Source organism: Agrobacterium sp. B1(2019) (assembly GCF_008274755.1).
GTDB classification, from domain to species: Bacteria; Pseudomonadota; Alphaproteobacteria; order Rhizobiales; family Rhizobiaceae; genus Agrobacterium; species Agrobacterium salinitolerans.
On record NZ_VTPB01000002.1, the window covers coordinates 189,367 to 201,376 of the forward strand.

A 12,010-nucleotide genomic window follows, 5' to 3' on the forward strand; every position below is an offset into this window, starting at 1 on the left:
CGAAACTTCAGTTTGATTTCGCTTGGATATCTTCGGCGCAAATTCAGATGGTTCGGCGACAGGCAACTTTCGCGGAGTCTCACCATGTCCACCATTGCAGAACGTATCAGAAAAATCATCGTGGACCAGCTTGGCGCAGACCCAGCCAATGTGGTGGACAATGCCAATTTTGCTGACGATCTCGGCGCGGATTCTCTGGAGACGGTTCAGATCGTCATGGAAATCGAGGAGGAGTTCGGGGTGGAAATCCCAGATTCCGCCGCAAGCACGATCCTGACCGTCGGCGACGCCATCCGTTTCATCGAAAAAAACAAGGCGTGACCGACGGGGGGATTTACCCCGCAGACAAAGCTGCGACGGGATCGAGCTTCGACGCATTGCGCGCCGGCAGATAACCGAAGACAACACCGATCAGCGTCGAGCAGACGAAGGCGGCGATGATCGACGCCGTGGAATAGACCATTGCGAAATTGCTGCTGAAGGCGGAGAAAAGCGCGCCGAAGCCGAGGCTGCCGAGCACGCCCAGCGTACCGCCGATGATGCAGACCAGCACCGCCTCGATGAGGAACTGCCGCAGAATATCGGTGCGGCGCGCGCCCACCGCCATGCGCACGCCGATTTCCGAAACGCGTTCAGACACCGAAACGAGCATGATGTTCATCACCCCGATGCCGCCGACCAGCAGCGAAATCACCGCAATCGCCGCAATCAGAAGAGTCAGCGTCTGCGTGGTGCTGGTGATGGTCTGGCGGATATCGTCGGTATTGAGAATGTAGAAATCCCGTGTGCCGTGCCGCTGGGTCAGAAGTGTCGTCACCGCCTGCTCGGCGATTGAGGCATCGACATCGTCAGCCACCTGCACCGTGATGCTGCGCAGCGACAGGTTGCCGAGAAAGCGCGACTGGACGGCGGTATAGGGCAGGTAAAGCGACAGGTTCTGGCTTGAGCCGAAACCACCCTGCTGCGCCTGCGTGACGCCGACGATGCGGGCCGGCACCTTGCCGATGAGAATGACCTGGCCGACAGGGCTGCCGTCGAAATCCGCAAACAGCGATTTGCGGGTATTTTCGTCGATCACCACGTCCTGCGCCTTCTGCGCGACGCTTCCGCCATCGAAAAAGCGGCCCTGCGACAGCTTGGTGCCCTTGGCGACGAAATAGCGTTCGCTGACGCCGTTCACCAGCGCATTCGCCTCCTTCGCGCCGAAACGCACCGTGCTGGAGGTCGAGACCGTCGGCGTCACCGCCGCGACATAGGATTGCTTGGCAAGCGCGTCGGCATCGGAAACGACGAGCGTGGTGATCTTGCCCGACCTTATGTCGCCGAAATCCTTGCCGGCGAAGATTTCCAGCGTGTTGGTGCCGAGGCTCGATATGTTCTGCAACACCCGCTGCTGCGACCCCTGCCCCAGCGCCACGACGCTGATGACCGAGGCGATGCCGATGATGATGCCGAGCATGGTGAGAAAGGTGCGCAGCTTGTGCGCCCGCATCGACAGAAGCGCCATGCGCAACGCCTCGCGCAGAGACGAAACGAGACCCGCAAGACCCGAAGACCCGACGGAAACGGCAGCGGGTTCGGCATCGACCTGCGGTACGAGCGTTGCATCCGTCCTGCGGTCGGAAATGATCGTTCCGTCGCTGATTTCGATGATCCGCCCGGCGCGTCTGGCAATCGACATATCATGGGTGACGATGATGACGGTGCGGCCTTCGGCATGCAGCTTGCCGAGGATGCGCAACACCTCGTCGCCGCTGGCGCTGTCGAGCGCGCCGGTCGGTTCGTCGGCAAGAATGATCTCTGCACCGTTCATCAGGGCGCGGGCGATGGAAACGCGCTGCTGCTGGCCGCCGGAAAGCTGGCCGGGACGGTGATCGAGGCGTTCCGCCATGCCGAGGCGGCCAAGCAGCCTTGCGGCATTTTGCCTGCGGTCGCCCTGCGTCTTGCCGGCATAGATTGCCGGAATTTCGACATTGCCCAGCGCCGTCAGTTCGGCCAGCAGATGGTAGCGCTGGAAGATGAAGCCGAGATTTTCACGCCTGAGCGCCGAAAGCGCGTCGGCATCGAGATTACCCGTTTCCCGGCCCCTGATGCTGTAGCTACCCGATGTCGGGCGGTCGAGGCAGCCGAGAATATTCATCATCGTCGACTTGCCCGACCCGGACGCGCCGACGATCGCCACCATCTCACCGGCCTCGATGGTGAGGTCGATGTTCTTCAGCACGCTGATCGTGCCTTCGCCGGAGGGATAATCCCGCCGCACGGATTTAAGCGAAATCAAAGGTTCAGCCATGGTTCAAAGCCCCATCGGCGGGCCGCCCGGCCCCGGCATGGCGTTTGTGGCGGTGTCGGTGGAACGCTCGCCGGTCACCACGCGCTCGTTTTCGGCAAGGCCGGAACGCACTTCCGCAGTGACCTTGTTGTTCAGCCCGATCTCGACCTTGCGCTCGGAAACCCTGCCATCGGCACCGGCCACACGCACCGCATAGCTGCCGTCGCTGTTCATGCTGCCAAGGGCCGCCGAGGGGACGGTCAGCACGTCCCTCGCTTCGCCGAGAACGATATGGACCTCCGCCGTCATATAGGTACGCAGCTTGCCTTCCGGGTTCGGCACTTCGAACACGCCATTATAATAGATAGCCTCGGATGACGACGTGCTGGAAGAGGATGAGCTGGAGGATGAAGAGGTCGAGGAACTGAAGCTGGAATCGCTGCGCACCGATTCCGGCGCCGGCTCTATCGAGGCGAGCGTTGCGTCATACCGCTGCTGCGGCTCGCCGAGCACCGTGAAATAGACCGGCAGGTCCGGTTTGACCCGCGTTACATCCGCCTCGGAAATTTCCGTGCGCACCGTCATCCGGTCGAGCTGGCCCAGAATGACGATGGTTGGCGCGGATTGCGTGGCGTTGACGGTCTGCCCTTCCTGGCTGACGATCAACAGAACCGTGCCTTCGATGGGCGCTGTGATCTTGGTATAGCCAAGATTGGCCTCGGCCGTTTCCACCGCGACCTGCGCTTCCTCGATCTGGGCGTCGATGGCTTCGATCTGCGCCTCGGTGACGGCAAGGGCTGCGGTGGCGCTTTCGAAATCGGCGCGGGAGGCCGCGTTCTTCGACACCATCTCCTGCTGACGGGCAAGGCTCTGGCGGTTGAGAAGAAGCGTCGCCTGCTTCTCAACCCGCTGCGCCTTCACGTTCGCCAGGGCCGCCTGCGCCGTGCGCAGACTGTTCGTCTGGGTAACGGAATCGATTTCGGCGATCAGATCGCCCGCCTTGACCGTATCGCCGAGCGCCACCTTGACGGCGGTGATGCGGCCGGAGGCCTGCGCGCCGACGGCGACAAGGCGAACGGGTTTCAGCGTTCCCGTCGCCAGCACCGTCCGCTCGATATCGCCGCGCGTCACCGGCGCGGTGATATAGCCGGGTGTGGCCGCCCGCGTATATTGCGAGGACAGCCAGTAGCCGCCCACAGCGAGAGCGACAACCGCCAGCAATGCGCCTGCCTTGCGTGCCGTTTTCATATTGATGTCCTGTCCAGCCGGTTCACTCGAAGGAAGAAACCGGCGTCATCTCGTGTTTCACGAGGATGAAACCCCTCTCCGCTTCGATCCATTCATAGGCAGAGGCCGAGTTTCGCACCGCGGCCTTGCGGCAGGTGCTGCGAAGACGTCTGGAGTCCGTCTTTCCGCGCAGATCCTTCGCACAGGCGGGCTGGCGCCGCTGTTCATCCTGCCGGGACTTGGCCGCCGGCTGTTGCACGGGCTTGTCCTTTGCCACGGCCACCGACCAGGCAAAGCTCAAACCAAAAGCCGTTGCCAGCACCAGATAGAAATATCTCATCATCATGTTCCTGCTTGAAAATCACGCGGGGGATCGCAGGCGTGCGATCCCCCGGCTCCAGCCGTTGCCGGCTGATTTCCTCCTTTACTGGGGGGCAGATTAAAGGAGGAAACTTCGAAAGGTTGCCTCAGCCCCGTTCCGCCTCGGGAACCGGCGGCCTCATATCGCCATGCGGGGGAGCAAAGCCGCCGCGCTCTGCGGGGCCATGACGCGGGCCGGGAGGCGGAGGCGGCATCAGCGCGCGCTCGAGTTCGGCAAGCTTCAGCACCTGCTGCGGCGAAAGCTTCGGTTTCAGCGCCGCAACGGCGTCCTGCAGGGCTTTGGCCTTTTCCGCCTTCTGCGCGATGATGCCTGCCAGTTCCTCTCCCGCAAGACGCGGCTCGGGCTTGGCCTTGCCTTCACCCGCCACCGGCGGCGGCGGATTGCGCTCCGGACCGGGGGAAACGAGATCGATCAACGCCGTGGTATAGGCGCGCCATGGACCGAGCTGTTCCGGCGTGACGCCGAGATAGATTTCGGCCGCCGAAAGCTTCGTCGCCAGCCCCAGAACATCCGGGCCGGGCATTCTGCGCATATGCGGCGGCAGCGGCCTTTCATCCGGACCCCGATCCGGGCCGATGTCCGGGCCGAGATCGAGATTGGCGGGCGGCGGCGCAGCCTGTTCGGTCGCCTGGGGTGCGGGCGCATTCTCTTCTGCTGCCTGCGCGGCGGCGGAAACGCCCATAGTTGCTGTCGCGATGGCGGCGGCCAGTAGCGAGTGTCTCATCTTACCTTCCTTCCGTTTTCCAACATGAAAGGATGATAGGAGCATCGCGTTTCCGGCTTTGGTCCGAATGTTTCCAGGCTGCTTCCGCAAACCGCCTATTTGTAACCGAATGTTGCCAGAACGGCCCCGGAAAGCTTTCGTTGCAAAAATACGCCGTTTCTTTTCAGCGCTTATGTATAGTGGCATCAAAAGGTTGGACGATATGACGACAGTTTCGGTGACACATATATTGATCGTCGATGACGATCCGGAAATACGCACATTGCTCGCGAAATATCTCGGCTCGCAGGGGTTTCGCGTGTCGATGGCCGCCGACAGGCGTGAGTTCGAGGAAAAGATCGCCAGCTCCGATCCCGATCTCATCGTGCTCGACGTGATGCTGCCCGATGGCTCCGGCCTCGATATCTGCCGCGATCTGCAGGGCCGCCGGCCGCGCACGCCGGTCATTCTCCTGACTGCGCTGAAGGAAGATGTCGACCGGATCGTCGGGCTGGAAATCGGCGCAGACGACTATCTCGGCAAACCCTTCAATCCGCGCGAACTGACCGCGCGCATCAAGGCCGTGCTGCGCCGCGCGACACCGCAGGAGGCTCCCCGCCCCTCATCCGCCGCCTATGGTTTTGCGGATTTTACCGCCGATCCCGAGCAGCGCTCCGTCATCCGCGCCAGCGGTGAAAAGATAGATTTGACGGGAGCGGAATTCGATCTGCTGAAAGTCTTTCTCGACAGGCCCGGTCGGCTGCTTTCCCGCGATCAGCTTCTTGATCTCACGCAGGGCAAGGATCGCGGCCCGTTCGACCGTTCCATCGACGTGCTGATGAGCCGCTTGCGCAAGAAGCTGGACGCCGACACCCAGACGCCGATCTTCAAGACCGTGCGCAATGGCGGTTACCAGATGACGGTTCAGGTCAGAACCCTACCGGTGCAGCGATGAGCTCGCTTAAAAACCGCATCACGGCGCTGATGATCGTCTCCATCATCGCCGTCATCGCACTTGCGACTTTTGTGGCGGACCGGACGTTGCAGCCGCCGCCGCCCGACGCCACTATCGAGCCGCTGGCCCGCAGCCTCGCCTTTGCCGTGACCATGGCCGAACGTGATCCTTCCCTGCAGCAGCCCGGCTATTTCCAGATAGAACAGAAGCCGCCGCAAGGCGATCTCGACGGCATGCTTTCGGAATTTCTGGAAAAGGCGCTGGCCCGCGTCGGAGAGCCGCGCACCGCGATGGTCATCCGCTCACCGGGAAATCCTGCCCCCGTGGCGGCTATAACGCTGGAAAAAGGCGGCTGGCTGGTTGCGGAAATTCCGCATATGGGTCCGCCGCCGGGCGGCTGGAAGATTTTCGGCATGTGGATCGGGCTGATCATTCTCGGCAGTGCCGCCGTTTCGATCTTTGCCGCCAGCAAGATCACCCGCCCGCTCGACATGCTGGAAAATGCGGCCGCCAGCATCGGGCCTGACGGTTCGCTGCCGCACCTGCCGGAAATCGGACCGGGCGAAATCCGCGCCACGGCGCGGGCGCTGAACGAACTCGCCACCCGCCTGAAGGCGGCGATGGAAAGCCGCATGCGCCTCGTCGCCGCCGCCGGCCACGATCTCAGAACCCCGATGACCCGCATGCGGCTCAGGGCGGAATTCATCGAAAACGGCGAGGAACGGGCCAAATGGCTGGCGGATCTCGAGGAACTGGACGCCATCGCCGACAGCGCCATCCTGCTGGTACGGGAAGAGGTCCGCCAGGACAGCATCCAGACGATCGACATCGGCAGGCTTCTCAGCGAAATCGTTAGCGATGTTTCCGGTCTCGGTCATGCGGGCTCGCTTGTCTTCATCGAGCCGGAAGCCGCCATGACCATCAAGGCGGCCCCGCTGGCGCTCAAGAGAGCCCTGCGCAACCTCATCCTGAACGCAGTCACCCATGGCAAGAAGGCTCATATCGATCTGATCGGAGACGAGAGCGAAATCGTCGTGACCATCAGGGATGAAGGCCCCGGCATTCCGCAGGAACTGATCGGGCGGGTTTTCGAACCCTTCTTCCGGGTGGACCTCGCGCGGCGCAAATCAATCCCCGGCGTGGGTCTTGGTCTTGCCATCGCCAGGGAAATCATCGAGCGCTTCGGCGGCACGATCACCATTGCCAACCACAAGAAACAGGGCCTTATCCAGACCGTGACCTTCGCAAGGGCGGCGTGACGTCACGCCGCTGAAACAGCCTGCGCCTGCCGTTTGGCCAGAAGCAGGTTTTCAGCATAGGCCATCATCAACGGCCCGACGCCCTTGGCATCATCAGACACCACCGGCTCGGTCAGATAATATTCCGGCGTTCCATCGCGATAATTGCCCTCGAAGCCGCCAAGGCCCGCGACGTGCACGATGCCCGTGAGGCGCGTCACGCCTTCTTCATCGGCTTTCAGCCGCGTTTCAAGAAGTGCCTCAAGCGCGCGGCGACCCGCCGAAAGGGCGGCATTCGCCTCTTCGCTCTGCACGAGCTTAAGCCGCGCCGCGCGCAGCAAGGCATAGGCGAACATGGCCGAGGCGGATGTTTCCTGATAATTGTCCGCAAGGTCCGGATTGTCGAGAACCTGCATCCAAAGGCCGGTCTCGGTCTGCCGGGCGATGATACCGGCCAGAAGCGACTGCGTCTTGTTGCGAAGCGCCACCGTCGCATCGTCATCCGGCAGGGTGGCCAGCGCGTCTACCAGCGCCATGGCGAGCCAGCCCACCGCGCGTGCCCATATAGCGGGAGATTTTCCGCTTTGAGGATCGGCCCAGCGCTGGCTGCGGCTCTCGTCATAACCATGGACATACAGCCCGCCGCTATCCTTCGTCGCCGCGAGCGCTGCTGAAAACTGCCGCAGCGCATCGTCGATCAGTTCCGTCCGGCCCGTCGCCTGCGCATATTCTATCTGGAAAGGAAGCCCCATATATAGCCCGTCCAGCCAGACCTGATGCGGATAACGCTTCTTGTGCCAGTAATTTCCGGATGCGATGCGTGGATGGCTGCGCAGTTGCCCCGCCAGATGTTCCGCCGCAGCGAGGTAACGCGGATCGCCCGTTTCCGCCGCAAGGGGAAAGAGGATACGGCCGGCAAGGATATGGTCGATATTATATTCGTGCGGATCGTAACCGGCGAGCGTGCCGTCTGGCGCTATCTGCGCATCGGCGAGACGATGCAGATGATCGTTCCAGCGCGCCTCCCCGGTCGCCTCGAACAGCTGTTGCAGGCCGCGATAAACGCATCCATCCTCATAACACCAGCTTCCGCCCTTGTAATGTTTATAAAGACTGGAGAATTGATCAAAATATTCAGTGGCTTTCATCTGTTTTCTCAATCGGAATCTGACACAATGGAAACGGAAGCATCGCTCAACAGGGCAGGATTATCGCAGACTATATGCGCCTGCTCGAAAACAATCGCCTCATGGCGCATGGGACGCACCCCGTCGGCCATGATCGGCGGCGTTGCGATGGCCGAAGGATCGCGCGAGACGATGGTGAGTTTGCGGATGGCGACGTTGCGGATGGGCGCTTCGGCAAGGCCCAGAAAAGCGCCGGCCGCATGGGAGAGATTGCGGATCTCGACGTCCTCCACGCTAATGCCGTCGATAAAAGGCGTGCCGCCATCGACCGGTGCCGGGTTTCGCGATTGCACCCAGTCGTCATGTCCATCGGCATCGCAATGATAATGGGCATTGGCGGAAAGCGCGGTCTGCACGCCATCCAGCAGCACCCGGCGCATGGCAACGTTGCTGACGGTGCCGCCGCGCCCGCGCCGTGTCTTGAGGCGCAGGCCGCGATCCGTGCCGACCATCTCGCAATCCTCAACCGCCACGTCATGCACACCGCCGGACATTTCCGAACCGATCACCAGCCCGCCATGGCCTCGTTCCATCAGGCAATGGCGCACCCGAACGCCCCGCGTTTCCGAAAGATGATCGTTCTCGCCATCAGGACCGCGCTTTCCCGCCTTCACCGCAATGCAATCGTCGCCGACGGAAAAGCGCACGCCTGATATCGTGACGTTGCGGCAGCTTTCCGGGTTGAAACCATCGGTGTTCGGGCTGTCATGGGGCGCGACGATGCTGAGGCCGGCGGCAATCAAGTCTTCGCAGCCCTGCGGATGGATCGTCCAGGAGGCAGCGTTTCGGATCGTGAAACCGAGCAGGTTTGTCTTCCGGCAGGAAACGAGATGCAGGCCGCGCGGTCGGCGCGCGCCATCGCGGGTTTCTTTCGGCCAGCTCCACCAATCGCCTCTGTCGCCCGAACCGTCGAGAACGCCCCTGCCCTCGATGACGAGATTGTCTACCGCAATCGCATGAACCGGCGCGGCGAAACAGGCGTCCGGCAAGCCTTCCCAGCTTCCGAGCATACGGCCTGCCTCATCGCGGGCAGGCAGGATCGGCCAGCCCCTGCGGGTGGAGGGCGCGCGCAGCACGGCTCCTTCGGCAAGGTGGAAGGTCATATTGCTTTTGAGGCGTACGGGAAATGCCGTCCAGAGACCGCCCCCGAGACGCAACGTGCCGCCGTGCGGCACCGCGGCCACGGCCCTTTCCAGCGCCTGCGCGTTGGCGCGCGCACCTTCTTCATCATCAAGCGCAACATTCGACATCAGGGAAAATGCCGCAGCCTCGACAAGCCCGGCGCAGGAGGCGGTGTTGAACGCCAGCGTCGCGAACCCCTCCGCCTCGAAGAGATAACGGGTATCCGGGGAGAGATCATCCAGCAGCGTCACCACGGACGCGGTTTCACCGCGCCGTTCGTCGCCATCCGGCGACGTCAGACGCCATTCCGTTTTGGACGGAAGGAAATATCGGGCACCGGGCGCAGCAAGGCAAAGCGCAGCCATTCGCGCCGAAGACGCGATGATAACGGGTTCGTTCATGCTCTCTTCTCGTCTTTTTTGCATAGCCGACCAAACACTTGGCGGACATGCTTCATATCGTCCGGCGTCCGGATAGAGGGCCCGCCACCGGAGGCGGCGGGCCATTGTCATCAATCGAACTTGGCAAGAACATCGTTGGTCGTATCGATGATCTGCTCGGCGGCCTCTTCCGCCGTCAGCTGGCCATAGGCATATTCCTCAAGCGTATCGATAAAGCCCGATCGGATTTCAGGATGTTCGTTGAAGGGCGAAACCACTGGTCCCGATGCCGCCATGACGATGGCGTTGGCGGCCCGCACTTCCGGCTCGCCCTTGCCCCCCAGACGCGCCGCCGCGGCCTTCGATGCGGGCAAACCGCGCGAGGTGCCAAGCGCATCGATGCCCTCCGGTTCGTTCAGCAGGCAGTTAAGGATTTGCGCAGCCGCTTCCGGGTTCTTCGAGTTTTTCGAGATCGAAAACACCATAGAAGGCTTGCGATAGACACCCTCTGTCACGGCATCGGCACGCTTCAGCATCGGTACCGGTTTCAGAACCTGCCCTTCCTTTAGGGGGTCGGCATATTTCGAATAGGTCGAATCCCATTCATAGGAGCCGGCGATGCGGCCTTCCGACCAGGACGGCTTCTCATAGAGATTGACGTTACCGTCGGCCGCTTCCTCTTTCTGGGAGCGGATGGAACCGGTTTCGACCAACTTACCGACGAAGGAGATGCCCTCTGCCAGTTCCTCCGGCGTCCAGGCCACGCGGTTGGTCTTGGGATCGACCAGATCCTTGCCGGTCTTCTGCACGACAGCCAGCGTCACCAGCAGCTGGGCAGTCTCCTTCACGGCATTGAAGGTGTAATAGTCCTTGCCGAGCTTTTCCTTGATGGTCTTGGTTGCCGCAAAGAACTCGTCCCATGTCTTCGGAATTTCAACACCGGCCTTTTCGAAGGTGGTGACGTTGAAGAAGAAGACGCGGCCGGTGGTGGAAACGGAAAGCCCCTGCAACACGCCGTTCATCGAACCGGCGTCCAGATCGCTCTCGGCCCATTGGGAAAGATCGAGCGGTTTCAGCTGGCGCAGATCGGCAAAACCCTCGCCGTTCTTGGAAAACAGCGGCAGCCATGGCCAGTTGACCTGAACAATATCTGCTTCCGTCTTGCCGGCCATCTGCGTGGTCAGCTTTTCCAGATAGCCGTCGAAGCCGGTAAATTCACCCTTGACTGTATGGCCATATTTCTCACCGCAGGCGGCAATGGCCTTCTGGGTGGCGACATGGCGGCTTTCGCCGCCCCACCAGGACATTCGCAGTTCCGCAGCACCTGCCGCCGGAGCGGCTGCCATCGCCACATAGGCGGCACCGGCAAGCATCGCCATCATTCTGGTCATCGTCTTCATTGTTCTTCTCCTCCTCGAAAAATCAGGCACGCCCGTTCCCTCCTCACAGCGAGACGTTGCGGCCATCGGCCTTATCGAAAATATGCAGCTTCTCCGGATCCGGTTTGAGCCGCAGGATGTCGTCACGCCCGAGCGCCTCGAATTCGGCCGCACCGACCACACTCACCAGCTTCTGGCCGCCGAGATCGGCATGCAGATAGACCTCGTGGCCCATGAATTCCGCATTGGTGAGCTTCGCCTGCAGCGCCGGGCCATCGGTCGCCTCCGTCAATGACAGATGTTGCGGGCGGATGCCGATGACCGCATCCGCGGGGCTGGCCGATAGCCGCTGCTCCAGATGCGCGCCGATGGGCAGGCGCTGGCCGGCGATGGCGAACTCCGCGCCCTCGATTGCCACATCCACCAGGTTCATTTCCGGCGTGCCGATGAAGCCGGCGACGAAAAGATTGGCGGGGTGGTTATAAAGCTCCTTCGGGGTCGCGACCTGCATGATGCGGCCGGCCTGCATGACGCAGATACGGTCGCCCATGGTCATGGCTTCCGTCTGGTCATGGGTGACGTAAATCACCGTCGAAGACAGGCCTTCCGCCTTCAACTGACGGTGCAGATCGGTGATGCGCACCCGCATGGAGGCGCGAAGCTTTGCATCGAGATTGGACAGAGGCTCGTCGAACAGGAACACGCCGGGCTTCTTGATGAGCGCGCGGCCCAGCGCCACACGCTGCGCCTGCCCGCCGGAAAGCTGTTTAGGCAGACGGTCTAGCAGCGGCTCGATTTCGAGAATGCGCGCGACATTGTCGATTGCCTTTTCGATTTCGGGTTTTGCGACACCGGCGATCTTCAGGCCGAAGGCGAGATTGCCGCGCACCTTCATATGCGGATAAAGCGCATAATTCTGAAACACCATGGCGATGGAGCGCTTGCCGGGCGGCAGGTCGTTGACACGCTGGTCGCCGATCAGGATTTCGCCGCCGGTGATTTCCTCCAACCCCGCCACCATGCGCAGCGTCGTGGATTTGGCGCAGCCGGAAGGGCCGACGAATACCATAAACTCACCATCCTCGACATCGAGATCGATGCCGTGCACCGCCTTGAAACTGCCGCCATAGACTTTTTCGAGATTTTTAAGTTGAACGCTTGCCAT

Annotated in this window: 11 protein-coding genes; 3 read left to right on the forward strand and 8 right to left on the reverse strand. The window is 61.7% G+C overall.

Going from position 1 to position 12,010, the window contains the following annotated elements; all coding sequences use genetic code 11:
* The first annotated feature begins 84 nt into the window (after positions 1-84).
* Positions 85-321, forward strand: a complete 237-nt coding sequence (locus AGR1_RS15745; protein WP_149147501.1) for an acyl carrier protein — start codon at positions 85-87, stop codon at positions 319-321.
* 13 nt (positions 322-334) lie between these two features.
* On the opposite strand, the gene AGR1_RS15750 is transcribed toward AGR1_RS15745, so the two are convergent.
* From AGR1_RS15750 to AGR1_RS15765, 4 genes are all read right to left on the reverse strand, one after another.
* Complete coding sequence (locus AGR1_RS15750; protein WP_149147502.1) at positions 335-2,293, reverse strand: MacB family efflux pump subunit; 1,959 nt, start codon at positions 2,291-2,293, stop codon at positions 335-337.
* 3 nt (positions 2,294-2,296) lie between these two features.
* Positions 2,297-3,520 carry an efflux RND transporter periplasmic adaptor subunit gene (locus AGR1_RS15755; RefSeq protein WP_077984201.1) on the reverse strand — a complete coding sequence of 408 codons (1,224 nt, stop codon included), beginning with the start codon at positions 3,518-3,520 and terminating at the stop codon, positions 2,297-2,299.
* A gap of 22 nt (positions 3,521-3,542) precedes the next feature.
* The gene (locus tag AGR1_RS15760; RefSeq protein WP_149147503.1) at positions 3,543-3,839 is read right to left on the reverse strand and encodes a hypothetical protein; all 297 of its coding nucleotides are present in this window, start codon (positions 3,837-3,839) and stop codon (positions 3,543-3,545) included.
* Positions 3,840-3,966: 127 nt separating this feature from the next.
* Positions 3,967-4,605 carry a hypothetical protein gene (locus AGR1_RS15765; RefSeq protein ID WP_077984202.1) on the reverse strand — a complete coding sequence of 213 codons (639 nt, stop codon included), beginning with the start codon at positions 4,603-4,605 and terminating at the stop codon, positions 3,967-3,969.
* A 202-nt stretch (positions 4,606-4,807) separates the two neighbouring features.
* On the opposite strand from AGR1_RS15765, the gene AGR1_RS15770 reads away from it, so the two are divergent.
* On the forward strand, positions 4,808-5,539 hold the full coding sequence (locus AGR1_RS15770; RefSeq protein WP_193600487.1) for a response regulator transcription factor: 732 nt from the start codon (positions 4,808-4,810) through the stop codon (positions 5,537-5,539).
* Complete coding sequence (locus tag AGR1_RS15775; RefSeq protein ID WP_149147504.1) at positions 5,536-6,798, forward strand: ATP-binding protein; 1,263 nt, start codon at positions 5,536-5,538, stop codon at positions 6,796-6,798. Before AGR1_RS15770 ends, AGR1_RS15775 begins: the two co-directional genes overlap by 4 nt.
* Positions 6,799-6,800: 2 nt before the next feature.
* Here the strand turns inward: AGR1_RS15775 and AGR1_RS15780 are convergent, their stop codons facing one another.
* The 4 genes from AGR1_RS15780 to ugpC form a co-directional block, all read right to left on the reverse strand.
* Positions 6,801-7,925: a glycoside hydrolase family 88 protein gene (locus AGR1_RS15780; protein WP_149147505.1), complete on the reverse strand. Its 1,125-nt coding sequence runs from the start codon at positions 7,923-7,925 to the stop codon at positions 6,801-6,803.
* Between the two features lie 8 nt (positions 7,926-7,933).
* A complete protein-coding gene (locus AGR1_RS15785) occupies positions 7,934-9,487 on the reverse strand; it encodes a glycoside hydrolase family 28 protein (RefSeq protein WP_149147506.1) in 1,554 nt (517 codons plus the stop codon).
* Between the two features lie 110 nt (positions 9,488-9,597).
* Positions 9,598-10,866: an ABC transporter substrate-binding protein gene (locus AGR1_RS15790; RefSeq protein WP_077984207.1), complete on the reverse strand. Its 1,269-nt coding sequence runs from the start codon at positions 10,864-10,866 to the stop codon at positions 9,598-9,600.
* A 43-nt stretch (positions 10,867-10,909) separates the two neighbouring features.
* Complete coding sequence (ugpC, locus tag AGR1_RS15795; protein WP_149147507.1) at positions 10,910-12,010, reverse strand: sn-glycerol-3-phosphate ABC transporter ATP-binding protein UgpC; 1,101 nt, start codon at positions 12,008-12,010, stop codon at positions 10,910-10,912.

Coding starts and splice junctions, on each gene's coding strand:
- AGR1_RS15780 (WP_149147505.1), bottom strand. CDS start 7,925: ATGAAAGCCACTGAATATTTTGATCAATTCTCCAGTCTTTATAAACAT.
- AGR1_RS15785 (WP_149147506.1), bottom strand. CDS start 9,487: ATGAACGAACCCGTTATCATCGCGTCTTCGGCGCGAATGGCTGCGCTT.
- AGR1_RS15770 (WP_193600487.1), top strand. CDS start 4,808: ATGACGACAGTTTCGGTGACACATATATTGATCGTCGATGACGATCCG.
- AGR1_RS15755 (WP_077984201.1), bottom strand. CDS start 3,520: ATGAAAACGGCACGCAAGGCAGGCGCATTGCTGGCGGTTGTCGCTCTC.
- AGR1_RS15760 (WP_149147503.1), bottom strand. CDS start 3,839: ATGAGATATTTCTATCTGGTGCTGGCAACGGCTTTTGGTTTGAGCTTT.
- AGR1_RS15775 (WP_149147504.1), top strand. CDS start 5,536: ATGAGCTCGCTTAAAAACCGCATCACGGCGCTGATGATCGTCTCCATC.
- AGR1_RS15790 (WP_077984207.1), bottom strand. CDS start 10,866: ATGAAGACGATGACCAGAATGATGGCGATGCTTGCCGGTGCCGCCTAT.
- AGR1_RS15765 (WP_077984202.1), bottom strand. CDS start 4,605: ATGAGACACTCGCTACTGGCCGCCGCCATCGCGACAGCAACTATGGGC.
- AGR1_RS15745 (WP_149147501.1), top strand. CDS start 85: ATGTCCACCATTGCAGAACGTATCAGAAAAATCATCGTGGACCAGCTT.
- AGR1_RS15750 (WP_149147502.1), bottom strand. CDS start 2,293: ATGGCTGAACCTTTGATTTCGCTTAAATCCGTGCGGCGGGATTATCCC.
- ugpC (WP_149147507.1), bottom strand. CDS start 12,010: ATGGCAAGCGTTCAACTTAAAAATCTCGAAAAAGTCTATGGCGGCAGT.